The following is a 24,051-nucleotide window of genomic DNA, read 5'->3' as shown; positions in this document are numbered from 1 at the left end:
ACCCGAGTGTATCACCCGATGACGCCCATATCCACTTTCTCGGAACCGGTCGACGAGCGCAAATTCGTCGCCGCTCTGGCGCGCGGGCTGGATTTGCTGCGCGCGTTCAGGCCGGGCGAAACCATGCTCGGCAATCGGGACTTCGTCGAGCGCACGGGTTTGCCCAAGGCGACCGTGAACCGGCTGGCCTACACGCTGACCGTGCTCGGCTATCTGCGGCTCGACGAATCGCTAGGCAAATATGCGCTCGACGCCGGCGTGCTGTCACTCGGTTTCGCGCTGCTGTCGGGCACCGACACGCTGGAACTCGCGCGTCCCCATATGCGCGCGTTCGCACGCGAGGTGGGCGCGGCGGTCTCGCTGGGTTGCCGCGACGGGCTCGATATGATCTATCTGGACACGATCCGCAGCGAGACCGCGCTGACGCTCGGGCTCGCACCGGGTTCGAAACTGTCGATGCTGACGAGCTCCATGGGGCGGGCCTACCTGGCGGTGCAGGCCGCCGACGCGCGCGCCGCGCTGCTCGCCGAACTCAGGAAGGCAGCGGGGAAAGTGGGCGCGGCGCTGGTGGCCGACGCCGAAGCGGAGATCGACGCGTTCACCGCCGAGCGCTGCTGCTATTCGTTTCGCGCGTGGCACGACGACGTGAACGCGGTCGCGGTGCCGTTTCGCGAGCCGCGCGAGGGGCGCTGGCTGGTGCTCAGCTGCAGCGGGCCGGCGTCGTCGATGGGAGAAGATGTGTTTCGCGAGAAGGTCGCGCCGCGTCTGAAGGCGCTCGCGCGGCGCCTGGGGGAGCCGGGGTGAAACGGGACGCGTGCGTCGTCAAACCGCCCGGTCGTGATAATGCGCGTTGAACAGCGGCCCTTGCACGAAGCGCACATCGTACTGTTGCAGCGCGACGAACTGCGGTTCATCCATCACGCGATTGAAGATCAGCGGAATGCTCAGCCGGCTCGCATAGCCGACTAGCGGCTTGACCATCGATTCGCGCAGCGCCACCGCGGCATCCATCTTGATGAAGTCGAGCCGCGCCGTTTCCGACACCGACAGAATCTGCCCCGCGTTGGACAGGTTGCCCGCCACCTTGAAGCCGTAGTGCTGATAGCTCTTGGTCAGATAGCCGAGAAACGTCTTGTGGGCCACCGCCGCCGCCGGCAACTCGATCACCACCCGCGACGGGTTCAAGCCAAACGACAGCAACACGGTCGAGAAGTGCCGGCCGTGGTCGTACTTCACGCTCTTGAGCAGACGCTCGTGCACGCGCAGAAACAGGAGCCCATGCCGCTGCGCGCCGAAGAAATTGATCGCGTGCAGCGCGCGCGACATGCGGTCCAACGCAACGAGTTCCTGATCCTCGCCGATCCGGTCGAACGGGTCGAATACTTCGAACGGCGCCGAGCCCAGTTGATGGGTAACGGCCTGAAACCCCAGTTCATCGCCGAACCGGTCCACGCCCTCGGCCCCGGATGACAGCGACTGCGCGAGCGCATGCACGCTGATGTCGAAGATCGGCTCATAGGCGCTGGCGAGTTCCATGCCGTCGAATCGCGCGAGCGCGATCTCGCTGTGCACGCCCTGTCCCATCGCCAGATGTTCGCTCAGAAACGGATGCGCGGCGGCGCGGGCAATCAGGTCGGAGATGGTCGGCGGAATCATGAAGGCGAATGGATGGCGACTGGGAGGGCGCACCCGGCGCCCGGCAACGCGACTGGATGCCGCATGCATGGATGGTAGCAGTCCGCGATCCGCGCACATCAAGAAAATGCTCCTAACCTTATGTCCGAAAGCGCTGGGGCGGCGCGCAGGGCGGTTTTGCCGCTCGCAGGCAGGGTATACGTTAATTTCACTAACCGTAATTAGTTTTACCATACGTAAATCATCGCGGGGCTGTCGCGCGCAGCGGCGCCGGGAACGCGCCCGCGAGCAGACGCGAACGCACAGGCGCTGATCCACAGGGTCACGCGCCATCGACAGACACAGAAGCACCACTTTCGGAGAACCTTTGCATGGATATCCCCACCCGCACGCCGCCCGCTGCAAGCTCGCGGCTCGAAATCGAGCCCGGCTATCAATCGGGCTTCGCGAACGAATTCGCGACTGAGGCGTTGCCAGGCGCGCTGCCGCAAGGCCGCAATTCGCCGCAACGCGCGGCCTACGGTCTGTACGCCGAGCAGTTGTCGGGCACCGCATTCACCGCGCCGCGCGGCCACAATCGTCGTTCGTGGCTGTACCGGATCCGTCCGGCTGCGGTACACAAGCCGTTCGAGCCGCTGCCTTGCACGCGGCTCGTGGCCAATTTCGCCGAGGTGCCGCCGACCCCGCCGAATCAGTTGCGCTGGGACGCGCTGCCGATGCCGGCCGAGCCGACCGATTTCATCGACGGCTGGATGACGATGGCCGGCAATGGCGCGGCAGAAGCGATGAACGGCTGCGCGATTCATCTGTACGCGGCGAACCGCTCGATGCAAGACCGCTTCTTCTATAACGCCGACGGCGAATTGCTGATCGTGCCGCAGGAAGGGCGCCTCTTCATCGCGACCGAAATGGGGCGCCTCGAAGTCGGGCCGTTCGAGATCGCGGTGATCCCGCGCGGGGTGCGCTTTGCGGTGAGCCTGCCGGACGGCGCGGCGCGCGGCTACATCTGCGAGAACTTCGGTGCGCTGCTGCGTTTGCCGGATCTCGGGCCGATCGGCTCGAACGGTCTGGCCAATCCGCGCGACTTCCTCACGCCGCACGCCGCCTATGAAGACCGCGAGGGCGACTTCGAACTCGTCGCGAAACTGAACGGCCTGTTGTGGCGTGCGGACATAGGCCATTCGCCGCTCGACGTGGTTGCATGGCACGGCAACTACGCGCCGTACAAGTACGACCTGCGGCGCTTCAACACGATCGGCTCGATCAGCTTCGACCATCCCGACCCGTCGATCTTTCTGGTGCTGCAATCGCAAAGCGACACGCCGGGCGTCGATGCGATCGACTTCGTGATCTTCCCGCCGCGCTGGCTCGCCGCCGAAGATACGTTCCGTCCGCCCTGGTTCCATCGCAATGTCGCGAGCGAGTTCATGGGGCTCGTGCACGGCGTGTACGACGCAAAGGCCGAAGGCTTCGTGCCGGGCGGCGCGAGTCTGCATAACTGCATGTCGGGGCACGGTCCGGACGCCGACACGTTCGAGAAAGCCTCGCACAGCGATACGTCGACGCCGAACAAAGTCGGCGACACGATGGCCTTCATGTTCGAGACGCGCACGCTGATCAAGCCCACCCGTTACGCGCTCGAAACCGCGCAATTGCAGGCGCATTACTACGAGTGCTGGCAAGGTCTCAAGAAACACTTCAACCCGGAGCAACGATGAACGCATTGCGCGATCTACAGGCGACGCTCGATCCGTCGCGCAAGAGCTGGCTCGAGTCGGCCAACGATCCGACCAACGATTTTTCGATCCAGAATCTGCCGTTCGGCATTTTTAGCGACCGGCATCGCGACGCGCGCCGCGTGGGCGTCGCGATCGGCGACCAGATAGTCGACCTCGCCGCATTGCAGGCGGCGGGTTTGCTGAACGTGTCCTCGCCGGTCGACGTTTTCTCGCGCGACACGCTGAACGATTTCATCGCGCTCGGGCGCGATGTCTGGCGCAGCGTGCGGATCCAGTTGAGCGAGCTGCTTTCGCGCGACACCGCGACATTGCGCGACGATGCCGCTTTGCGCGCGACCGCGCTGGTGCGCCAGGCCGACGCGCAATTGCATCTGCCGGTGCAGATTCCCGGCTACACGGACTTCTATTCGTCGAAGGAACACGCGACCAACGTCGGCGCGATGTTTCGAGATCCGAAAAATGCGTTGCTGCCGAACTGGCTGGAGATTCCGATCGGTTACAACGGACGGGCGTCGTCGGTGGTGGTGAGCGGCACGCCGGTGCGCCGTCCCAATGGTCAGTTGAAGCTGCCGGATCAGGACCGTCCGGTCTTCGGCGCATGCCGCAAGCTCGACATCGAACTGGAAACCGGCTTCGTGATCGGCGCGGGCAATGCGCTGGGCGAGCCGATTGCGTGTGAGCAGGCCGAAGCGCACATCTTCGGCATGGTGCTGCTGAACGACTGGAGCGCGCGCGACATCCAGCAATGGGAATACGTGCCGCTCGGCCCCTTCAATTCAAAGGGTTTCGCGACCACGATCTCGCCGTGGATCGTCACCCTCGACGCGCTCGAACCGTTTCGCGTCGCACAGCCGGTGCAGGCGCCGCAGCCGCTCGCGTACCTGCGCCACGACGGCAAGCATGCGTTCGACATCCACCTCGAAGTCACATTGCGCCCGCAGCAGGCCAGGCACGCGAGCACGATCTCGCGGACCAACTTCAGGCACATGTACTGGACGATGGCGCAGCAACTCGCGCATCACACGGCATCAGGCTGCAATACGAGGGTGGGCGACCTGATGGGATCGGGCACGATCAGCGGTCCCACCGAGGATTCGTACGGCAGCCTGCTCGAATTGACGTGGAACGGCACGAAGCCGCTGCAGTTGAACGAAGGCGGCACACGCGCGTTTATCGAGGACGGCGACGAACTGACGCTTGCGGGCTGGTGCCAGGGCGACGGGTATCGCGTGGGCTTCGGCACATGCGTGGGCGAGGTTCTGCCGGCGCAGCCTTAAGCCGGAAATGAGCACAACGGGCCGTCACATGTGCTGGTCATTTTTCTCGATGGGGCCTGAGCCGGTGTTCACCCCCGGCGTTCACCCCCGGCGTTCATCCCTTCAGCAATCCAAACACCGCGACGCCGTTCGTCGTCCCGACATACACCTTGCCGTTCGTGATCATCGGCGTGATGAACTTGTTGCCTGCGCCGAACTGATCGCGGGTGCCCATCTGGTTGCTGTTGTATAGCTCGGCGAGCGTGGCCGGATCGAACGCGTGCAGCGCCGCCATGTTGCCGTTTTCCGCCGCCCACACGATGCCGTTCGCCGAGCCGTTCGCTGAAATGCTGGGCGTCGTGCCGGGGTACGCGAAGGCCATCCTGGTCTGCGCGGTGGGCGCCGTCGACAGCAGCGCATTGGTCAGCGTGAACGCCTTGAGATTGTCATTCACCGAGCCGAAGTAGACCCGGCCGTTGAAATAGGCGGGCATGCCGAACTCTCCGCCGCGCAACTGCTCCTGAATCTCCTGATAGATCTGGTCGCCCGCGGCATTGAATTTGCCCATCGAGTCGCGGTTAACCACATAGACGATGTCGTCCTTGCCCGTGCCGAGTGCGAGGTGCTGGACGACCCCGTTCGCATCGGTGACGTCAGGGAGCACGAGGGCGCCGCCGGAGCCGAGGTCTTCGTCGGCTTTCGACTCCTGCACCGTGCTCGACATCGCGAAGTAATCCGCCACAGCAAGACCGCCTGCCGTGCCGAGTTTCAGAAACGCGTTGCCGAAATTGCCCTGAGCGGGCATGCCGCCGCTGTTCAGGGTGGTGTCGAAGGTGCCGTTGGCGTCGAGCAGATAGATCGAGGCGCCATCCGAGGCCGGCCCGGCGCCGCTCATCCAGATGGCGCCGCCCGAACCGTTCGGCGTGACGTTGAGCACGGCGGTCTGCTGCAAGCTGTCGGCGCTATAGCCCATGATCCAGCCGGTATAGGCGCCTTCGTCGCAATGCGAGGTCCAGGTCGTATAGACCACCCCGCCGAGGAGCAGCAAGCCCGCCCGCTCGGCGTAAGCCGCGGGCGCGAACACGACGCGGCCGTTGGAGCTGTTCGCGCCGTTGCCGGGGTAGCTGGCGGCCACCTCCGTCGGCCCGTTCAGCACCTCCGTGCCGCTCGCGAGGTCGAGCGCATGCACGCGCTGATGGTAGCCGCCGCTTGCGTCTTTCGACATCGCGACCAGAAAGATCGTGCCGTGCGCGCCGCGCGAGCGGTCGATGACTGGCGTCGACGTGATGCCGATCTCCCGCGTGATCTGGCCGCAACCGAGGTCGTCGCTCGGCGTTTCGCCGGCGCCGAGCATGCTGACCTGCCATAACGGCGTGCCGCTGTCGGCGTCGAGCGCGTACACGCTGTCGTGTTCGGTTACGACGTACAGCACGTTATGGGTGCCGCCGGCGATCGCCAGCGATTCGACAAAGAGCGGTTGTGCGTCGACCTTGCCGTCGACGGCGAAAAAGCCGACTTTGCCGAACGTCGTCGTGTTCACGTTGGCGGGCGTCAGAACGGTCTCATTGAGGTTCTGGCCGGTGCGGGCGATGTCGTTGTGATAGGTCAGGACGTCATGCGTGGCGGCCATGGCCGTGCCGCCGGACGACATGCCCGTGCCGGCACTGCCCGATCCCGTTGCGCCGCCGCCGCCGGCGCCGCTCGCCGGACCGCTGCCTGTTGTCGTCCCCCCCGCGCCCGATGCACCCGACGCACCGGATGCGCCGCCGCTGCTCGTCGTGCCGTTCGTGTCTCCGCCTCCGCCACCACCGCAATGTGTGAACAACATCGCGCTCAGCAGGATCAATACGCTCAGCAGGTAAAAGCGCCGCGGGGTGTGCAGAGTGGGCATGGAGAACTCCCCATTGCATAAGGCGGCGCCACGACGCATGGGGCGTTCGGCGAAGCGCCGTGCAATGTGGATTCAAGATTAGCACCGGGCGCGCCGACCACAAGACAGCATCGAGCGCGCAACCGTCAGCCGACGACGTGCAGCGCTGTGCCACCGGAAAGCGGGCAGAAACCAAGGCGTCGCCCGCAGCATCCCGGCGACCATCGCGCCGTTGCCCATGCGCTTCTCCAGCGTGCCGGCCACAGCTGAGGTTCGGCGGATCCGCTAGCGGATGCCGCGCAAAAGGAGCGAAGCCAGTTCCCGATGTGACGATTTCACCCCGCCACGGCCATGCGCTGTGCGCGCCGATCGATCGACACCGACCACAGCGTCAGCATCAACGCGCCGATGGAAGTCGCCACGCCGACCCACGGCAGCGTGGTGAGCGGCGCGCCCGCGCCGATCGCCATCCCGCCGAGCCACGCGCCGGTTGCATTGCCGAGATTGAACGCGCCCTGATTCAACGTCGACGCCAGATTCGGCGCACGGCTCGCGCGATCGACGATCAGCATTTGCAGCGGCGGCACGATCGCGAAGGCGAGGATGCCCCACACGAAAATCGTGATCATCGCGGGAATCTGCGCGTGCATCGTGCCGGCGAAGACGGTCAGGATCACGGCGATCGCCAGCAGAAACGCCAGCAGCGACGGCATCAGCCGCCAGTCGGCGAGCTTGCCGCCGAGCGTGCTGCCGACCGTCAGTCCGAGGCCGAACAGCAGCAGCACCAGCGTAACGGCGTGCGGGGTGAAGCCGGTCACGTCCTCGAGAATCGGCGTGATGTACGTGAAGGTGGAAAAGAGGCTGGCGGACGCCAGCACGCTGATGCCGAGCACCATCAGCACCTGCCGGTTCTTGAGAACGCTGAATTCGTGCACGAGGCTCGCCTTGTGCATCTCGATCTTGGCCGGCAGGCATACGGCGAGGGCTGCCGCCGCGACGATGCCGATGCCCGTCACGGCCCAGAAGGTCGCGCGCCAGCCCACCGCCTGCCCGAGCGCCGTGCCGAGCGGCACGCCCAACACGTTGGCGAGCGTGAGGCCGGTGAACATCAGCGCGATGGCCTGCGCGCGGCGGTTCGGAGCGACCAGCCCCGCGGCCACTACGGAGCCGATTCCGAAGAACGCCCCGTGGCAGAACGCCGTGACGATGCGCGCGGCCATCAGCACCGCGTAGCCCGGCGCGATCGCGCACAGCAGATTGCCGACGATGAACACGCCGATCAGACTCATCAATGCCTTCTTGCGCGGCAGGTTGGCGACCGCGACGGCGACGATCGGCGCGCCGATCGTGACGCCCAGCGCATAGGCCGACACCAGCATGCCGGCAGCGGGGATCGACACGGACAGATCGCGCGCGACATCGGGCAGCAGCCCCATGATGACGAACTCAGTGGTACCGATTCCAAACGCGGCGACGGCAAGGGCGAGCAAGGGCAAAGGCATGGTGTTGGAGCGTGGATCGGCGCGGCGGGGAACGCCGCGCGGCAGGCGCGCGTTTTCGGGACGAGAACGCCGGCGCGATGCGAGGGCAAATCAGTAGGGGATTCTACCTAAGTCGAAACCATGCTGCCGGGTGTCGATGGAGCTGTTGTTTTTTGCATAGCCGACGCCGCGCGAGTCCGCCGATCAGCGGTGTGGTCGGCCGCGCGCGTAGGCGGCTGACGCGGCAGCCGTGGGCTGCCTCGAGGGGGTTCGACGTTCAGGCTGGATCGCCCGGGTCCAACGGCTCGCCATGCCGGCCCGTGCCGGCGGCAAACCGGGCGGCGCCGGTCACGCCCTCTTCGAACACTGCCCGATAGCCACCAGCACCTTCACGCTGCAACGCGAGTGCGAGATCGTCGAGCATGCTGTTTTCAAGTGCCGAGCGGCGGTCGGCCAGCAGCGCCGCTTGAGGAAAGGCGGCGAGTTGGGCGGCCAGTCGTTCGGCGGCCTCGCGCGCTTTGCCCTTCGCGACGACGCGGTTCGCGAGACCCATCGCGAGCGCTTCGTCGGCGTTGACCGCCCGCCCGGTGAGGATCAGGTCGAGCGCTTTTGAGAGCCCGATCAAACGCGGCAGCCGGATCGTGCCGCCGTCGATCAGCGGAATCCCGACGCGCCGGCAGAATACGCCGAGCACCGCATCTTCCTCGACGACGCGCAGGTCGCACAGCGCCGCCAGCTCGAGACCGCCCGCCACCGCGTAGCCGGCGATCGCCGCGATCACCGGCTTGCTGAACGCCATGCGTGTCGGTCCCATTGGACCGGGGCCGCTGCCGTCGGCGTGCAGTTCGTTGCGGCGGGTGTCGTCGGCGAGCGCGCTCAGGTCCGCGCCGGCGCAGAAGGTGCCGCCCGCGCCGAACAGCACCGCCGCGCGCCATGCCGGCTGCGCTTCGAAGCGGCTGAACGCGGCGCGTAACGCATCGGCGACCGGCCGGTCGACGGCATTGCGCCGCTCCGGACGCTCCAGCACGATCGTGGCGACGCCGGTGTGCGCGTCGGCTTCGATGCGTACGTGCTCGTTGAAGTTCTGGATGGCTATCATCGTCTTCGTTCCTCGAAAACCCGCCCCGCAAACCCCGTCTGGAAAGGTGGCCTGGAAACCTGGCCTGGAAAGTTCGCCTGAAATACGCGCAACGCAGTGCGAGAAGCCGCGGGCCGCCCGCATGTAGCAGCGCCAGCACGTCGGCGTCGACGTTGTCGTTGACGAACGGGCACACCACTTCACAGCGCTGGGCGAGGACCGCGGTATCGGCACCCAGATGCGACTCCTGGAAGTGCAGTTCATAGCCGTGCGCGGCGTTGGCTTGGGTAAAGGTATCCCTGTCGTACTGGCGGCGGCTGAAGAGGATCATGCGCATGTCGGCCTCCCAGAAACGTGCGGGGCCGACGACACCGATCGTCGCGCGGGGGCGGCCGGACCAGTATAGGTGACGCATTGGCGGCAATGGCCCCGTCGCGCCATGCATCGTCGGATACGCGCGGTCGAGCGGCTCGCCGACAACCGGGCGAAGTCACGGCCTGGCTCCTCGCTCATGCGCATGAGGCACGCAGCGGGTATGCGGCGTCGCCCCAACGTCGGCGCACCTGCAAGCACAGCCAAAAACTTGCGCAATCGCGCGGATCAGTGAATGATCGGATGAGTGGCCTCTCCGGCGTCATCGCCGGCGAGGCCACGCGTTTCCTGGTGTCCTGCCATTCACATACCGATCATGCCGACTTCATCCATCCCGACCGTTGCATCCACCGTACCCTGTCCAGTTGTCGAATCGCTCGACGCCATCCTCCCCGAAGAGCCGCTTCTGATGATGGGCGCCGGCCCCGTGCCGATTCCCGCCGCCGTCGCCAAAGCCAACACGGTCGTGATCAATCACCTGGGCGGCACGATGGTGAAGGTCATCACGCAGGTGAAGACGATGGCGCGCTATGTGTTCCAGACGCAATCGAAGTGGGTGCTGGGCGTTGCGGGGCCGGGATCGGCGGCCATGGAAATGGCTATCTGCAATCTCGCGTGGGACGGCACGCGAGTGCTGTGCATCAAGAACGGCTTTTTCAGCGACCGGATGGGCGAAATGGGCCGGCGCGTCGGCGCGCGGGTCAGCACGCTCGAAGTCGCCGACCGCACGGTCGCGAGCCTCGAACAGATCGCCGAGGCGATCCGCCGCGAGCGTCCGGAGATCGTGACGGTGGTGCAGGGCGAGACCTCGAACACCGTGTGGAACTACCACCTGAAGGACATCGCGGCGCTCGCCAAGGCAGCCGGCGCGCTGGTGATCGTCGACGCCGTGTGCACGTTGAGCACGATGCCGCTGGAAATGGACACGTGGGGTATCGACGCGGTGATCACCGGCGGACAGAAGGGCTTGTCGTCGATCCCGGGCGTATCGTTGATCGCGTTCTCCGACGCGGCCTGGGCGCGCGTGAAGGGGCGTACGGCGCCCAACGCCCATTGGTGTCTCGATGCGTCGCTGGCGGAAAACTTCTGGCATAACGCCGGCTATCACTACACCGCGCCGGTGTCCGGCGTGCTCGCATTGCATGAGGCGTTGCGCCTCGTGTGCGCCGAAACGCTGGAAAAACGCTTCGCCCGGCATCTGAAGTGTTCGCTGGCTTTGCAGGATGCGGTGACGGCGTTGGGCTTGCAACTGTATGCGCCCACGGCCTGCCGGTTGAATTCGGTGGTGGGCATCGAAGTCCCCGCCGGTCTGACTCCTGCCGACGTCTGCTCGCATATTTCGCGGCAGCATCAGGTGGAAATCTCGGGCTCGTTTGGATTGCCGATCGTTCGAATCGGCCAGATGGGCGAGCAGTGCCGTGAGCACAATCTTTTTCGCACCGTGCACGCGCTCGGCAGGACCATGGTGGATCTCGGCGTGAAAGTCGATTTGCCGGCCGGCGTAGCCGCGCTGGAACGCGGTTTCTCCGAAGGCCGGTAGCGATCTTTTGTCCGATGGCGCATCGCCCATCGTCCATGCGATTCGCGCGCGCCGACCGAGCCTGTAGACCGCCGAGGCCTCGCTGAGCGCGGTTTCGGGCGCCGGCTGTCGCCCCGCTGCAACGCCCGCCAGGCGGTCTCGGGCGCGCTGCAGCGGTGGTCGGCCCCGCGCGGCAGGTCGAAGTTACCTTCATATCATCTTTTGCCGGGCACTGTGCGCCGCCGCACGTATTGCAAGTCCCCAGGCCCGTACAGTGATTCACGACGCGAGCCGAGCAAGGCTCGCGCCGCGGTACGAAATACACATCGTTCGAAACTCGGCGCGTGCCATGACGCGTCAACGTGCGCGCGCATGCGGCATTTCCGTTCCACATCGAAGAGATGAACAGCGGACCTTCCCAACGAGGCAGCACATGAGAGTCATGTTCGGCTTGATTCGATCGCCGGTGGGGCGATTGTTTGCGCGCGCTTCCAGGGCCCACGCACCAATAAGGAAAGAAGGATTCGATACTATGGCGAGCGCATACGGTTCTGATCAAATGCTGGGCGTGGTCGTCGGTGCGGAACTCAACGGACTTGGTGTCGCGCGATCTCTTGCGCGCGCGGATGTGCCGGTCATAGCGGTTGATACGAAAACCGTCAGCGCAGGCATGTGGTGTCGCCATGTGCGTGGACACTTCATCAAGAGCTTTGTCGGCAAGGTGTTTGCCGATGAAATGATCGAGCTGGCCAAGACGTTCAGCAAACCCGCGGTTCTGATTCTGACCGACGAGGATGCGGTGCATGCGGTATCGGAAAACCGGCAGGCGCTGTCGAGCTGGTTTCGGTTTCGCCTGCCGGCGGACGACACCGTGAAGATGCTGTCCAGCAAATCGAGGTTTCACGAATTCGCGCAGAAGCACCAGTTTCCGGTGCCGCGCTCGGTGGTCCTCGAAAGCCCGGCCGATGTTCAGCGGCTGGCGGAACTGCGCTACCCGTGCGTGATGAAACCGGACGACAAGCGCCAGGTGCTGCGCGGCGAGAAGGAGCGTGCGGTGCGCGTGGACACGCTGCGCGAGGCGCGTGAACGGGCGATCATGATGCTGGCTTCGCCGGGCGGAGTCATCGTGCAGGAGTGGATCGAAGGGCCCGACAGCAACATCCATTTCACGCTGTTTTATCGCGGCGAAGGCGGCAAGGTGGTCAGCATGTTTACCGGCCGCAAGGTGCTTAGTTCGCCGCCGGGCGTCGGCAATACGGCCATCTGCGTGGCCGCGCCCGAAGCGCGCGGCGCGCTTGAACCGCTGACCCGCGCGTTCGTCGAGCGGGCCGGCTTCGACGGGATGGGCAGCATCGAATACAAGTGGGACGACAACCACAAGCAGTTCCTGATGGTCGAGCCGACGGTCGGCCGCACCGACTGGCAGGAAGAGATCGCCACGCTGTCCGGCGTCAATATTCCGCTGGCCGCTTACCGGCACGAAGCCGGATTGCCGCCCATCCCCGATCGCGCGACCAAGGTGCCGGTCGCGTGGCGCGCGTCGTTCTCGGACCGCGCGCCACCCGGTTTGCTGAGCGCGCGGACGAAGATCGTCGATGGTTACTTTCGCTGGACCGATCCGTTTCCCGCGCTGCAGTTTTATTGCGTGATGGGACCGCTGCGACGCTTGAAGCGCCGTTGGAAAGCGATGAAGGCCCCCGCCTCGCGCCAGGCGAAAGCCTGACACGAAGGAGTCCTGATCAAGAGCCGCGCCGCCCGGATGCATGGAGCGCTGCGGCGCAGGCGTGAATGCCATCCCTGGAGGGAGATGACCCAATGTCCTTTACCGACACCGCAATCATTGGCGCAGGCCCGTATGGGTTGTCTCTGGCGGCTCACCTGAAAGCCGCCGGTGTGGACCATCAGCTTCTCGGCCAGCCGATGCTGACCTGGAAAAACTACATGCCGCCGGGCATGCTGCTGCGCTCGGAGGCCTTTGCTTCGAGTCTTCATGCGCCGCGTGCCGGCTTTACCGTCGAGGATTATTGCCGGCTCAAGCGCCTGCCTTATGAGCCGATGGGCATCGCGCTGCCGCTCGAAACTTTCGTGGACTACGCGCTCTGGTTTCACGCCAATCTGGTCGGTGCGAGCCAGCCGGTCGACGTCGCCAGTCTGCGGCGCGTCGATGGACATTTTCACCTCGCGTTGAGCGACGGCCGTTCGCTGAGCGCGCGCAAGGTGGTGATCGCGCTGGGCCTGAAGGCGTTCGCGCAAACGCCCGCGGTGTTGCGCGGACTGCCTGAGCGCTATGCGACGCATTCGGAGCGCTACGGCGACCTCACGTGGGCGCGCGGCCAGGACATTGCGATCGTCGGCGGCGGACAGTCGGCGCTCGGCCTTTCGGCGCTGCTGCATGAACTGGGCGCGCGGCCTCACGTGCTGATGCGCGAATCGCACGTGGTCTGGCACACCCGGCCGGAGGCGACGCGCAGCATCGCCTCGAAGCTCAAGGGGCCCGACGCGGGTCTCGGGCGCGGCTGGCGCTCGCTGTTTCTGTCCGAATGCCCGGGCATTTTTCATTTGCTCGACGACGCCCGGCGCAAGCTGATCATGGAGAAGTCATACGGCGCGTCCGGTGCCTGGTGGCTGCATGATCGCGTGGTGGACAAGGTGAAGCTGTCGTTTCGCACGGAGGTGCGCGCCGCATCCGTCGACAACGGACGGGTCGTGCTGCGCGTGTCGACCGACGGCCGGGACGCCGCCGTCGGCGCCGATCACGTGATCGCGGCAACCGGCTTCAAAACCGACATGAGGCAGCACGCGTTTCTGTCGAAAGACATCGCGGACACGCTCGCGGGCAGCGCGGGGTTGCCCGAGCTCACGTCCAACTATGAAACCCAGGTGCGCGGTCTCTATGTTATCGGGCCGGCCTGCGCACATAGCTTCGGTCCCGTGATGCGGTTCGTCTACGGCACCAAGCACGCGTCGCCTTGCGTGGCAAGGCACATCAAGGGTTCGTTGGGAGCGGGCGAGAGACAGCGCGGCTGGTCCGCTGGCGAGGCTCCGCTGCCTGGCAGAACGGGCGAGTCGCGCTGAGCATTGGCCAGTGAGGCGGCGCGTTCGAGGACTGCTGTTGAACCGCACAGATGGCAACACTGGGGAACCCGGGCAACCCCAGGCAACACCGGGCGCAAGCCACGCGACGCGAGTCAGTGGTTCAGGGCGGCCGGGGAAGAGCAGGAGAGGCAATATGAAACGGGGCAAGGCAATCATCAAGGAGTTGCTGGCGGCGCTCGTCGTGCTGACCGGCCTCGCCCGCGCGACGCGCGCGTTGTTGTGGCGCGACCGTGTGGCGGTCCTGCTTTATCACGACCCCGACCCGGTCACGCTCGACAGCCATCTGACCTATCTGCGCAAGTTCTGCGATCTGGTGCCGCTGACCGATGTCAGTGCGCCCGGCAACGGCCGTGCGCGCGCGGCCATCACACTCGACGACGGGCACGCCGGCAACGCCGCGCTGCTGCCCATCTTCATCAAGCACAACGTGCGGCCGACCATCTTCCTGTGCAGCCGCATCGTGGGCCGTCGGCGCGCGCATTGGTGGCTGCATCCCGGTTCGCTGCAGGTCGGTCACGAGCGGCTCAAACGGATGACCAACGAAGAGCGTCTCGCGCACCTGGCGGCCAACGGCTACCACCAGGACGGCGAGAACCGGCCGACCGGCCTGAGCGTCGAGCAGATGGAAGCGATGCGCGCGCACGTGGATTTTCAGGCGCACACGCGCTTCCACCCGGTGCTGACCCGCTGCAACGACAGCGAATGCGCGGCCGAGATCGGCGAAAGCAAGCGCGAGATCGAAGCGCTCTTGAGCCACCCCTGCGAACACTTCGCGTATCCGAACGGCAACTATGGCGAGCGTGAGGTCGACTTCGTGAGAGCGGCGGGATTCAAGAGCGCGCGCACCTGCGACATTGGCTGGAACGACCAGCATAGCGACCCGTACCGGCTGCGCACGATCATCATCGACGACGCCGCCTCGACCATTCGCTTCGCCGCGCAATTGACCGGCATCCCGCACTTCCTGCGCTATCTGAGAGAAGGTGGCGGCTGGAATGGCAGGTTCCCGCAGTTCTGACGATGCAACAGGCTATGTGCCTTTAGTGTGCTGCCACACATAGCCCGCGACGGCCAGCCGTTAAAGTCCTTACACATTCTTACACGGCCGACATCGACGCCGGCGCGGGACAGGTCTTTGCGCGGTTGCATTCGTGCATTCATAACGGAGGGCAGTATGCATCGCTGCAGGGTACTGGTGATCAACGACTTTGCGGAAAAGGGCGGCGCGGAGATTGTTTATCAACAGTCGGCGCAACTGTTGGCGACATTGCCCGATGTCGATGTCGAGCGCTTTGACGATACGCACTTTTGCGCGCGCTCCACGATGTTGTCGCGATCATGGAATGTGCCCGCCGCCCGCGCGTTCGAAGCGGCGCTGCACAAGTTCCAGCCGCATCGCTTGATGGTGCACAACTATCACAACCTTCTTTCGCCTTCGATCCTCAACGTGATCGCGCGCAATCAGCGCCGGTACGGCTACCGTGCGTACCATACCTGCCACGACTACCATCTGGTCTACTACAACCCGTCGCTGCAATACTTCGAGAACGGCCGTCCGGCGATCCTGCCGCTCCACGCGCTGCGTACCGCCGCCGCATTCAAGCTGCGCCCGACGCCCAAAGGCTTCGTGCACGACCTGATGACCAAGACGTACTGGCATGCGATACGTGCGGCATATCGGCCCTCGCGCGTGTTCGACCGGATCCTGTGTCCCAGTGACTTCATGCAGGAGGCACTGCGCCGCGCGGGGATCGACAACACCGTGATCCTGCACAATCCGTCCGCTGTGCCGGTTGCGCGGCCACCCATCACCGTGCGCGGCAAGGAGCGCTTGAACCTCGCGTTCGTCGGGCGGATATCGCCGGAAAAGGGCCTCGCACATTTTCTCGAACTGGCGCACGCAGCCGGACTCGAGCGCATCGGATGCATTGGCGTTTATGGCGAAGGCCCGGACCGCGCGGCGATCGAGAAACGCTTCGCGTCGCTTGTCGAGAGCCGCCGGCTGATCTTTTTCGGCAGCCTTCCCCAAGCGCAGCTATTCGAGGAAATGACCCGTTTCGCGGATGCGGTCGTGGTGCCGTCGGTGGGCGCGGAAAATGCGCCGCTCGTGATCATCGAGGCCGCGATGCTCGGCATGCCCGCGCTCGTGCACGACGGCGGCAGCATGGCGACGACCGCCGATTCCGTCGGCAACAAGATCAAGTTCCGCCCCGACCCGCAGAGTCTGAAGCGTGCCCTCGACGAGCTGGCCACGCACCTCGCCAATCCGGACAGACGCTACGACGTGAGCGGGTATCTGCCCGAGCATTACGCCGAGCGTCTGGCGGAAATCATGCGCATCCATGAAAGTCCGGCGCCTGTCACCCGTCGCGAATCAGCCGCGCAGTTCGCCGACAATCCGCGTCACGCGCGCTGACGCGGCCGCCCCTCCCGCCACCCCCCAGAGCAGGCTTGCGTGCGACGGAAAACCGTTGTGCGCAAGCCTTTTTGCGCTGCGCAGTGCCGGCATCGCACGGCTTCACCCTCCGCTTTTATGTGTGCTGCCGTACGGTATCCGGGGGGCCTGCCTGAATACTATGGAGTCAAAGGAAAGCGCGAAGAGCTGGACGGCGCGAGGCTAACGACGGCTGCCAGGAGAGGGCCGCGTCGGGCCATGAATTGCGCGTCGCTGAACTTAAAACAACCAGGGTGTGCGCAGGTCGTGAGCGTTTGCGTAAAGCAGCAGCAGACAGGACTCGGCTACGGGGAAGCATTGCCGCTGTGCCGGAATACCCGGCGACAGCGTGGCCGCAAGCGGCCACCTTTCAATAGAAGGGCTAATCCGAAACGCTCCGCGCTTATGCAACTACTTACGCGCGCTGTACGGGTCGGACGTCTCCGGAGACGCGTAGGTCTGGCCTGCATTCCATAGATCACTGCTGTAAGCGTCGCCTGCGGCCGCCGAAGAGGCGGAACGAGCCGACTGCGGAAGATGCGCACGCCTTGCGTGACTTTGCGTTCCGGAGTTCACCGGAGCCTGCACACGACGGCCATCGGCACGAGGCGTCAAGTCCGAATTCGTGCCATAGGCGGTGGGGGCGCTGGCGGGGCGGGAAAGATTCATCGCGTCCAGCTGCGAGCGCTTCTTGACGTAGGGCGACACGTAGTTGGACGAGGTGGCTGACGGAATGGCTTGAGCGAATGCCAGTTCAGCCCATGTCGAAAAAGAGAGAACGGATACCAAAGCGGTTGCCAGGAACGTTTTCATTTGAGGTCTCCGTGACGGAATCGGGTACTGCGATGTTAAAAAATTGAAGCGAATAAGCATAGGTGTTTTTGCACAAAGCAAGTGAAGTGGCGCATTTCGTCTATCTCGCTGTGATCGGGTCGGCACCTCGATGAGATGGACATGCAGGGAGTTGTTGCGCGAACAGGCTGGCGGGGTACGGCCGGGCGCATCAACAACGTTGCCCTTTGGGCCGATGGCCGCAGACGTGTTTCATATCGTTGGGGACGCGCGTGATTCCGAAGTTCGGACCCCAAAACGACTGGCCGATGACGTGACCCGACGTGTTCGATCGGGCAGGGGCGTCGAGGCAAACGCGCCGTCATTGGACGGCAACGTTCGGTGGCAACGGCGGCGCGCTGATTCCGGCGCTTGTGTCAAATGGCAATCCGTCGACAATTGGAGAACGCGCAATGAACCGAAGCAGTGCACCAATAAATAATAGAGATGTTGACGAATATCCACCGGCACGGTTCGGCAATTATCTCGACGCGCTCTACGACAACCGCAAGCTGATCGCGCTGACCACGGCAGTCACATTGGCCATCGGGGCCGGCTACGCATTTTTGTCGCCGCCGGTTTATCGCGCCGACGTGCTCGTGCAGGTCGAGGAAAACACCCCTACCCAGACCAAGAACGTGCTGGGCGACGTGTCCGGGATGTTCGACGTCAAGACGGCGGCCTCCGGCGAAGCGCAGGTGCTCGGTTCGCGCATGGTCGTGGGTCCGGCGGTCGACAAGCTCAACTTGTTCATCGAGGCGACGCCGCGCTATTTTCCGCTGATCGGCCGCGTGCTGAGCCGCTATGCGCAGCAGTGGTCGACGCCGGGTCCGCGCGGCTATGTATGGGGCAACGAACGTATCGACGTGTCGAAGTTCGACGTGCCGCCCGAGCTGTATGACCACCCGTTCGTGCTGACCAAGGGCGAAGGGTCGGACTATCAGATCCGGCTCGGCAAGATCAGGCTGGAGGGCACGGTCGGTCAGGTGCTGAACGCGACCACGCCCTATGGCCCACTCACGCTGCTGGTCGACAAGGTCGAAGCGAAACCGGGCGCGACCTTCGAACTGCGCCGCTTCTCCGCGCTCGCGACCACCGAGAAACTGCGCAGCGAATTGACGATTGCCGAAAAAGGCAAGGAGTCCGACATCATCGGCGTGTCGTTGGAGGGACCCGATCCGAAAAAGGCCAGCGCGATTCTTGGCGCGATCGCCAACGAGTATGTGGACCAGAACACCAAGCGCAAGTCGGAAGAGGCCGAGCGCTCGATCCGGTTCCTGGAAATGCAGTTGCCGGAAATGCGGCAGCAGCTCACCGATTCCGAAACGCGCTTTAATCAGTTCCGCGCGAAGCACGGCACCATCGACCTCGGCGAAGAAGCGACGAGCCTGCTGCAGCTCTCGGTCGCTGCGCAGACGCGGCGCGCCGAACTCGAACAGAAGCGCAAGGAATTGCTGTCGCGCTTCACCGAACAGCATCCGGCCGTCCAGTCGATCGACGCTCAGCTGGCGGCGTCGCGGCAAGAAACCAGTCAGATCGCGAACCGCACGGAATTGCTGCCGCCGCTCGAGCAAAACGTCTTGCGCCTGCAACGCGACGTGCAGGTTGGCTCCGAGCTGGACACGACGCTGCGCAACACGCTCGAACAGCTCAAGCTGATCAAGGCCGGCAAGGTGGGCAATGTGCGCCTCGTCGACGTGGCGGCCGCGCCCGATACGCCGGTGCGGCCCAAGCGCGCGCTGGTGATGCTCGCCTCGCTGATGATGGGCCTGTTCGTCGGTGTCGTCGCGGCCCTCGTGCGCCAGCGTTTATTCGATGCGATCGACGATCCGTACGAGATCGAATTGCGCACCGCGCTGCCCGTCTACGCAAGCGTGCCGTACAGCCGTCAGGAAGCGAAGCTCGAACAAAGTCGCCGCCGGCCGCGCGCGCAGGGGCTCGTGCTGGCGAGCGAATCGGTGGTCGATCCGGCGATCGAAAGCCTGCGCGGTTTCCATACCGCGCTCGAGTTCACGATGTCGGCGGCGCGCAATCGCGCGGTGCTCATCACCGGACCGACGCCCGGAATCGGCAAGTCGTTTGTCGCCCTGAATCTGGCGGCGGTGGTGGGCGCGGCAGGCAAACGCGTGCTGCTGATCGATTCCGATTTGCGCAGAGGCTTCTTGCATCGCCACCTGGGCGGCGATCGCGGTCCCGGTCTCGCCGATTTGATCCAGGGCACGATGCGCCCCGAAGAAGTGATCCGCGCGACCCGCTTTCCTGGCGTCGACTTCATCGCGTGCGGCCGCGCGCCGGGCAACCCGAACGATCTGCTGTCGAACGCGAAGATGGAAGTGCTGATGAATCGTCTCGCTGCCGGCTACGACGTGGTGCTGCTCGACGGGCCGCCGGTTCTCTCGACTGCGGATGCATTGCGCCTCGCGAGCGTCGCGGGCACGACGTTCCTCGTCGCCCGGCAAGGCGTTACGGGAATCGGCGAGCTGCGCGAGTCGTCGCGGCAGCTCGAGAAGATCGGGCTGCCGGTGCGCGGGGTGATCGTCAACGCGCTGCGTTTGCGGCCCGGACGCTTCAGCTACGGATATGGGCGGTATCGGTACGCCAGCTACGTCTACAAACCGTACGAAAGATAAAACAGCACGTCTCTCGCATTGTGTGACCGGCATGAAGTCGCGAAGCAGGTGGACCGCCTGCTTCGAACGAGCAGCAAGGCATGGTTTGGCGGCAGCGCCGACTGTCCGTCAAAGAGTGAAGGGGTTACTCGGATGAAACAGCTATTTGTCACGTCTTTTCTGCCTCAGAAAAACGCGCCGCAAGCTGGCCACCGCCTGGCTTTCGACTATCTGACCGAGTTGAGTGCGCAAAACGATGTCGACGTGGTGCTCATTTCACGCGTGCCGGTGCGGGAAAACGATATCGAATTCCGCGCGAGCGTCGGGCAGGTCTACGTGAAGTATGTGAATACGCTGGACCTGATCCCATCGTTTCTCGCGGACCCGCTGCATTTCGCGCCGCGCTTTTTCACGCGCTATACGAAGCCGATCAGCCGCTTCCTGTGCGAGCTGATCGACAAGAACCGCTATGACGCGGTGCGGCTCGAGTTCTCGCAGTGCTTTTCGTATGCAGTGGATCTGAAGCGCCGATTCGGCGACAGCATCGAACTCGTGCTGGGCGTGCACGACGTGCAGATCCTGGTCGTGCTGCGGATTCAGAGCCTGGAGGGGCGCTTGTTCGCCAAGCAGACGTTCGAGTTCGAACAACGCGTGATGAAGCTTGCGGACACGGTGCGGGTGTTGTCGGCCAAGGATGCCCAGCTAATTCAGGCGCTCTATCCCGGCGTCGGCTCGCTGCACGTCGTGCCGATTGCGCTACCGGCTTTCGTGAAAGGCATCCGCCGCTCGAAGGATACGGTGCAGAAGGGCAACATCCTGTTCTGGGGCGCAATGCAGCGCAGGGAAAACGAAGAGGCGCTGTTCAATTTCGTCGAGTCGACGTTTTTGCCGCTGCGCCGGCGCGGCCTCGCGCTGAAACTGTTCGTGGTGGGCTCGGACCCGAGTGAGCGCGTCAAGCGTCTGAGTAGCGACGATATCTGCGTGACCGGTTTCGTGGCCGATCCGACCCGATACTTCGAATCCGCCCATATCGGCGTGGTGCCGCTGCTTTCGGGTGCGGGCGTCAAGCTCAAGACTCTGGAAATGCTGGCGGCCAGGCTGCCGGTCGTGTCGACCCCATTGGGCGCGGAAGGTGTGGATCGCGACAGCGCTTTGCTCAACGTCTGCGAGATCGACGAGTTCGCGGCTGTCATCGAGCGTATCTATCTCGGAGGCACGCGCAATGTCGATGCCTCCGAGGCATGCCAGGCGTAGCGGAACATGATCGCGACCCTCGCTTTTTTACTCGCTGCAGTGCTCTGCTCGATCCGCGGCGTACTGGAGCTCGAAGTGGGCAAGAGCGCGGCTTACGTCGTGCAGGTAGGCGGTATTGTCGTCCTGCTCATGGGGTACGTCTCGCCTGCCGCGCTGGGCTCCTATTTCCGGCGCGAGGGGCGCTGGTCTTTGGGGCTCACGTTGGGCGTGCTGTTTACCGTCGCCGTGTCGATGGTGGTCACGCTGGCCCAAACCGGCCAGATCGAACTGTCCTACCTGTTCGTGTTCGCGTTCACGATCTTCATCTATTTCTATTCGATTTCAAACTACAAGCGGCGCTTCATCCGGCCGCGCGTTGCCTTCTGGGGACTGGTGGTGATCGGAGCGATCCAGGCCGCCGTCGCCGTGGCCCAGCAGCAAGGCAGCTTCCCGATTGCGTTGCCCGGCGCTACGTATGGATTCGACAACCTGCGCGCGCCATCGCTGACCGGCAGCTATCTGCACTACCCACTTTTCGTCGGGATCGTCGCTGCCCTGTGCGGGGCCGATTACCTGATGCGCAAGAAAGCAATGTCGGCCATCGCCTGCGCGGCGCTGACGGTGTGCATCTTTTCGTCGCTGTCGCGAAGCGGGATGCTGATCATCCTGGGCACGTTCGTGCTCGCGTTCGTCAGGGAGCCGCTCGGATTTCTGAGCCGGAACGCGAAATTGATCATCGCCGGGTTGATGGCCTGCATGGCGATCGTCGTGTGGGGCGGCGCGCGAGGCGGCTCGAGCGACAGCGTGATCGACGCCGGTACGCAACGCATCATGGGCGCGGCCAACCTCCAGTCGGACGGCAACGATGGCCGCACGGAAGCATGGGACAAGGCCGCGGCGCTGGCGCTGCCCATCAACGTGGTGGCCGGCTCCTACTTCGGACTGGTCACGAACTCCGCGCCGGACCCCGTGCGAAACCAGTTCGGCATTGTCGAATCGAGTCTGCTCCAACAGGTTCTGAATGTCGGATTGCTCGGAACGATCTTTTACTACGGTTTGCTTGTCTCCATGACGCGGCTGATGTGCCGCGGCAGCGCGCTGAGGCTGTGTGTGTGGGCCGCACTGTTTCAGTCGCTGTTTTATCAATCGATCGAAGTGATTCCTTTCGTCTTCCTCTTGATGACGCTGCCGGTGTTCGACACGTCCGAGGATTCAGTTCAAACCGAGGGGTGATCAATGACGGTTCTTTTGACTTGAGAAGCCCAGCTGTCTGGTGGCGAGGTCCGCCTCGCTCGAAGAAAGATTAGATTAGTCGGGTTTTCGAAGTGCTGCGCGAATGCCTGATGCCTTGCAGGAGATGGGGATGAGTCTGGTCGGAACGTTTAGCGTCGTCATCGTGAACTACAACACGCCGAAGCTGGTGCGAAATTGTTTGCAGTCCGTGCTCGACGAGTTCATTGCCGCTCAGGAGGATATTGTCGTGGTGGACAATGCCTCGACGGATAATTCGTTTGCCTATCTGAAGGAGACCTTGCCGCCCGGTGTGCGGCTCGTCAGGACGTCGATCAATCGCGGCTTTGCGGCCGGCGTCAATTTCGGCGTGGTGGGGTGCATGCGGGAACTGGTCCTCGTGCTCAATCCCGATACGTATTTCGTCGACGCGTCGCTCGAGAACGTCGTGGCGCTGATGAAGAACGAGCCCGACGTCGGACTCATCGGTCTCGATCTGACCTATCCGGACGGCGAACGCCAGTTCTCGGCGCGCCGCTTCTATTCGCTGCTCGACATTCTCGGCCGGCGTTCGCCGCTCGGCCGGCTGCAGGCGTTCCGGCAGCGCATCGACAACCATCTGATGCGCGAAGCGTGGCACGCGGGCACGCCGTTCGAGGCCGAGTGGGTGCTGGGCACGGGGTTCATCGTGCGTCGCTCGCTGTTCGGCGACCTGGGCGGAATGGACGAGCATTTCTTCCTCTACATGGAAGACGTCGATTTCTGCGCGCGCATCTGGCAAGCGGGTTACCGCGTGCTGTGCGTGCCGGGCGCGCGGCTGACCCACGAACACCAGCGGGCGTCCGCGGCGGGCTTTCTGAGCAAGGCAGGGCGGCGTCATATGAACAGCCTCTGGCGGTTCAGCCGCAAGTACCACCTGCCGCTGTTCACGCCGCCCGGCGTACAGGGACTGATGCGCGGCTCCAGACCGCAGCCGATTCGCATCGAAGCGCGCCCCAGCGTCAAGCAGCCGCAAACCGCGGAGTGACGCCGGATTTCCAGTCGCACAGGAGAACTAACTTTATGGTGGGCAAGACCCGGCGGCAAGCGATCAAGACGTTTGTGCTCGGCGGCCTGGCCGGGGCCGGCGCAACGGCAGCCGAGATTCGCCTCGCGGGCGCTTCGACGAGCGCGCCGCGCGGGCCGGACTCGCTCGCGAGCGCCGGCACCGCCGACCGTGTACTCGGCAACGACGGGCTGATGATCGCCCGCGACGGTATCGCGCACGACGTGAAGATCAGGCAGGTCGCCGCGTATGTGCAGAACCATCCGTTTCCGGACCCGGTTGCGCCCAGCTATCTGAAGACGCTCAGCGACATCGTGGCGGGGCAGGAAGTGAGCGTGGCGCGCTTTATCGATCCACGCAAGCTGGCCGCGATCCAGCGGGGCACGTCCAGTGACGATTGCGGCGCCGACCTGAACGCCGCGTTCCAGAGCGGCGCGCGCGGCTTCTATATGCCGCGCGGCATCTGGCGCTTTACCGGCGACCTGAAGACGCCACCCGGCTCGAAATTGCGCGGCGACGGCGGCGGCGAATACACGGTGATCACCGAAGGTCAACTGGCCGCGACGGTGCTCGAGAGACAGGACACCGGCGGCCCGAAGTCGGCCGTGCTGACGCTGGGGGAG

The 24,051-nt window shown here is 64.4% G+C and carries 17 protein-coding genes and 2 pseudogenes; 13 read left to right on the top strand and 6 right to left on the bottom strand.

All coding sequences use genetic code 11. The features are described 5' to 3' along the window. Positions 1 to 18: 18 nt before the first annotated feature. The gene (locus ABQJ48_RS15690; RefSeq protein ID WP_367838925.1) at positions 19 to 804 is read left to right on the top strand and encodes an IclR family transcriptional regulator; all 786 of its coding nucleotides are present in this window, start codon (positions 19 to 21) and stop codon (positions 802 to 804) included. A gap of 18 nt (positions 805 to 822) precedes the next feature. Here ABQJ48_RS15690 and ABQJ48_RS15685 read toward each other — a convergent pair whose 3' ends face one another. Next, positions 823 to 1,656 (bottom strand): diguanylate phosphodiesterase, encoded by an 834-nt coding sequence (locus ABQJ48_RS15685; RefSeq protein ID WP_367838924.1) that lies wholly within the window; start codon positions 1,654 to 1,656, stop codon positions 823 to 825. Between the two features lie 350 nt (positions 1,657 to 2,006). On the opposite strand from ABQJ48_RS15685, the gene hmgA reads away from it, so the two are divergent. Beyond that, complete coding sequence (hmgA, locus tag ABQJ48_RS15680) at positions 2,007 to 3,353, top strand: homogentisate 1,2-dioxygenase (RefSeq protein WP_367838923.1); 1,347 nt, start codon at positions 2,007 to 2,009, stop codon at positions 3,351 to 3,353. Then, positions 3,350 to 4,651, top strand: a complete 1,302-nt coding sequence (gene fahA / locus ABQJ48_RS15675) for a fumarylacetoacetase (RefSeq protein WP_367838922.1) — start codon at positions 3,350 to 3,352, stop codon at positions 4,649 to 4,651. Before hmgA ends, fahA begins: the two co-directional genes overlap by 4 nt. Positions 4,652 to 4,745: 94 nt before the next feature. Here fahA and ABQJ48_RS15670 read toward each other — a convergent pair whose 3' ends face one another. The 4 genes and pseudogenes from ABQJ48_RS15670 to ABQJ48_RS15655 all read right to left on the bottom strand — a co-directional run. Next, positions 4,746 to 6,458, bottom strand: a complete 1,713-nt coding sequence (locus ABQJ48_RS15670; RefSeq protein WP_473094143.1) for a pyrrolo-quinoline quinone — start codon at positions 6,456 to 6,458, stop codon at positions 4,746 to 4,748. Between the two features lie 377 nt (positions 6,459 to 6,835). After that, positions 6,836 to 8,002 carry an MFS transporter gene (locus ABQJ48_RS15665; RefSeq protein ID WP_367838920.1) on the bottom strand — a complete coding sequence of 389 codons (1,167 nt, stop codon included), beginning with the start codon at positions 8,000 to 8,002 and terminating at the stop codon, positions 6,836 to 6,838. Between the two features lie 256 nt (positions 8,003 to 8,258). Beyond that, positions 8,259 to 9,080, bottom strand: a complete 822-nt coding sequence (locus ABQJ48_RS15660; RefSeq protein WP_367838919.1) for a crotonase/enoyl-CoA hydratase family protein — start codon at positions 9,078 to 9,080, stop codon at positions 8,259 to 8,261. 79 nt (positions 9,081 to 9,159) lie between these two features. Beyond that, a pseudogene (locus tag ABQJ48_RS15655) lies at positions 9,160 to 9,396 on the bottom strand (2-hydroxyacid dehydrogenase); the annotation flags it as partial. Between the two features lie 351 nt (positions 9,397 to 9,747). On the opposite strand from ABQJ48_RS15655, the gene ABQJ48_RS15650 reads away from it, so the two are divergent. From ABQJ48_RS15650 to ABQJ48_RS15630, 5 genes are all read left to right on the top strand, one after another. After that, entirely contained in the window at positions 9,748 to 10,971 is a 1,224-nt protein-coding gene (locus tag ABQJ48_RS15650) for a pyridoxal-phosphate-dependent aminotransferase family protein (protein ID WP_367838918.1), read from the top strand. Positions 10,972 to 11,482: 511 nt separating this feature from the next. Next, positions 11,483 to 12,673 (top strand): carboxylate--amine ligase, encoded by a 1,191-nt coding sequence (locus tag ABQJ48_RS15645; RefSeq protein WP_367838917.1) that lies wholly within the window; start codon positions 11,483 to 11,485, stop codon positions 12,671 to 12,673. 92 nt (positions 12,674 to 12,765) lie between these two features. Then, positions 12,766 to 14,025, top strand: a complete 1,260-nt coding sequence (locus tag ABQJ48_RS15640) for an NAD(P)-binding domain-containing protein (RefSeq protein WP_367838916.1) — start codon at positions 12,766 to 12,768, stop codon at positions 14,023 to 14,025. Positions 14,026 to 14,179: 154 nt separating this feature from the next. Then, positions 14,180 to 15,064 (top strand): polysaccharide deacetylase family protein, encoded by an 885-nt coding sequence (locus tag ABQJ48_RS15635; RefSeq protein ID WP_367838915.1) that lies wholly within the window; start codon positions 14,180 to 14,182, stop codon positions 15,062 to 15,064. A gap of 156 nt (positions 15,065 to 15,220) precedes the next feature. After that, positions 15,221 to 16,462 carry a glycosyltransferase gene (locus tag ABQJ48_RS15630; RefSeq protein ID WP_367838914.1) on the top strand — a complete coding sequence of 414 codons (1,242 nt, stop codon included), beginning with the start codon at positions 15,221 to 15,223 and terminating at the stop codon, positions 16,460 to 16,462. A gap of 429 nt (positions 16,463 to 16,891) precedes the next feature. Here ABQJ48_RS15630 and ABQJ48_RS15625 read toward each other — a convergent pair whose 3' ends face one another. Further along, the gene (locus ABQJ48_RS15625) at positions 16,892 to 17,293 is read right to left on the bottom strand and encodes a hypothetical protein (RefSeq protein ID WP_367838913.1); all 402 of its coding nucleotides are present in this window, start codon (positions 17,291 to 17,293) and stop codon (positions 16,892 to 16,894) included. A 431-nt stretch (positions 17,294 to 17,724) separates the two neighbouring features. Here ABQJ48_RS15625 and ABQJ48_RS15620 point away from each other — a divergent pair, with 431 nt between their 5' ends. From ABQJ48_RS15620 to ABQJ48_RS15600, 5 genes and pseudogenes are all read left to right on the top strand, one after another. Then, a complete protein-coding gene (locus ABQJ48_RS15620) occupies positions 17,725 to 19,941 on the top strand; it encodes a GNVR domain-containing protein (RefSeq protein ID WP_367838912.1) in 2,217 nt (738 codons plus the stop codon). 132 nt (positions 19,942 to 20,073) lie between these two features. Further along, positions 20,074 to 21,174, top strand: coding sequence for a glycosyltransferase (locus ABQJ48_RS15615; protein WP_367838911.1), 1,101 nt, complete (start codon positions 20,074 to 20,076; stop codon positions 21,172 to 21,174). Between the two features lie 6 nt (positions 21,175 to 21,180). Next, entirely contained in the window at positions 21,181 to 22,386 is a 1,206-nt protein-coding gene (locus ABQJ48_RS15610; RefSeq protein ID WP_367838910.1) for a hypothetical protein, read from the top strand. 130 nt (positions 22,387 to 22,516) lie between these two features. Beyond that, on the top strand, positions 22,517 to 23,410 hold the full coding sequence (locus ABQJ48_RS15605; protein WP_367838909.1) for a glycosyltransferase family 2 protein: 894 nt from the start codon (positions 22,517 to 22,519) through the stop codon (positions 23,408 to 23,410). Positions 23,411 to 23,445: 35 nt separating this feature from the next. Beyond that, positions 23,446 to 24,051: pseudogene (locus ABQJ48_RS15600) on the top strand (hypothetical protein); the annotation flags it as partial.

It is taken from the genome of Paraburkholderia suaedae (assembly GCF_040812055.1).
GTDB lineage: Bacteria > Pseudomonadota > Gammaproteobacteria > Burkholderiales > Burkholderiaceae > Paraburkholderia.
The sequence above is the reverse complement of the archived record's forward strand: the minus strand, read 5'-3'. Positions and strand labels throughout refer to the sequence as shown.

Bases quoted from the DNA above. Each gene is read 5' to 3' on its own strand.
- ABQJ48_RS15690 (WP_367838925.1), top strand. From the start codon at position 19: ATGACGCCCATATCCACTTTCTCGGAACCGGTCGACGAGCGCAAATTC.
- ABQJ48_RS15685 (WP_367838924.1), bottom strand. From the start codon at position 1,656: ATGATTCCGCCGACCATCTCCGACCTGATTGCCCGCGCCGCCGCGCAT.
- hmgA (WP_367838923.1), top strand. From the start codon at position 2,007: ATGGATATCCCCACCCGCACGCCGCCCGCTGCAAGCTCGCGGCTCGAA.
- fahA (WP_367838922.1), top strand. From the start codon at position 3,350: ATGAACGCATTGCGCGATCTACAGGCGACGCTCGATCCGTCGCGCAAG.
- ABQJ48_RS15670 (WP_473094143.1), bottom strand. From the start codon at position 6,458: ATGTTGTTCACACATTGCGGTGGTGGCGGAGGCGGAGACACGAACGGC.
- ABQJ48_RS15665 (WP_367838920.1), bottom strand. From the start codon at position 8,002: ATGCCTTTGCCCTTGCTCGCCCTTGCCGTCGCCGCGTTTGGAATCGGT.
- ABQJ48_RS15660 (WP_367838919.1), bottom strand. From the start codon at position 9,080: ATGATAGCCATCCAGAACTTCAACGAGCACGTACGCATCGAAGCCGAC.
- ABQJ48_RS15650 (WP_367838918.1), top strand. From the start codon at position 9,748: ATGCCGACTTCATCCATCCCGACCGTTGCATCCACCGTACCCTGTCCA.
- ABQJ48_RS15645 (WP_367838917.1), top strand. From the start codon at position 11,483: ATGGCGAGCGCATACGGTTCTGATCAAATGCTGGGCGTGGTCGTCGGT.
- ABQJ48_RS15640 (WP_367838916.1), top strand. From the start codon at position 12,766: ATGTCCTTTACCGACACCGCAATCATTGGCGCAGGCCCGTATGGGTTG.
- ABQJ48_RS15635 (WP_367838915.1), top strand. From the start codon at position 14,180: ATGAAACGGGGCAAGGCAATCATCAAGGAGTTGCTGGCGGCGCTCGTC.
- ABQJ48_RS15630 (WP_367838914.1), top strand. From the start codon at position 15,221: ATGCATCGCTGCAGGGTACTGGTGATCAACGACTTTGCGGAAAAGGGC.
- ABQJ48_RS15625 (WP_367838913.1), bottom strand. From the start codon at position 17,293: ATGAAAACGTTCCTGGCAACCGCTTTGGTATCCGTTCTCTCTTTTTCG.
- ABQJ48_RS15620 (WP_367838912.1), top strand. From the start codon at position 17,725: ATGAACCGAAGCAGTGCACCAATAAATAATAGAGATGTTGACGAATAT.
- ABQJ48_RS15615 (WP_367838911.1), top strand. From the start codon at position 20,074: ATGAAACAGCTATTTGTCACGTCTTTTCTGCCTCAGAAAAACGCGCCG.
- ABQJ48_RS15610 (WP_367838910.1), top strand. From the start codon at position 21,181: ATGATCGCGACCCTCGCTTTTTTACTCGCTGCAGTGCTCTGCTCGATC.
- ABQJ48_RS15605 (WP_367838909.1), top strand. From the start codon at position 22,517: ATGAGTCTGGTCGGAACGTTTAGCGTCGTCATCGTGAACTACAACACG.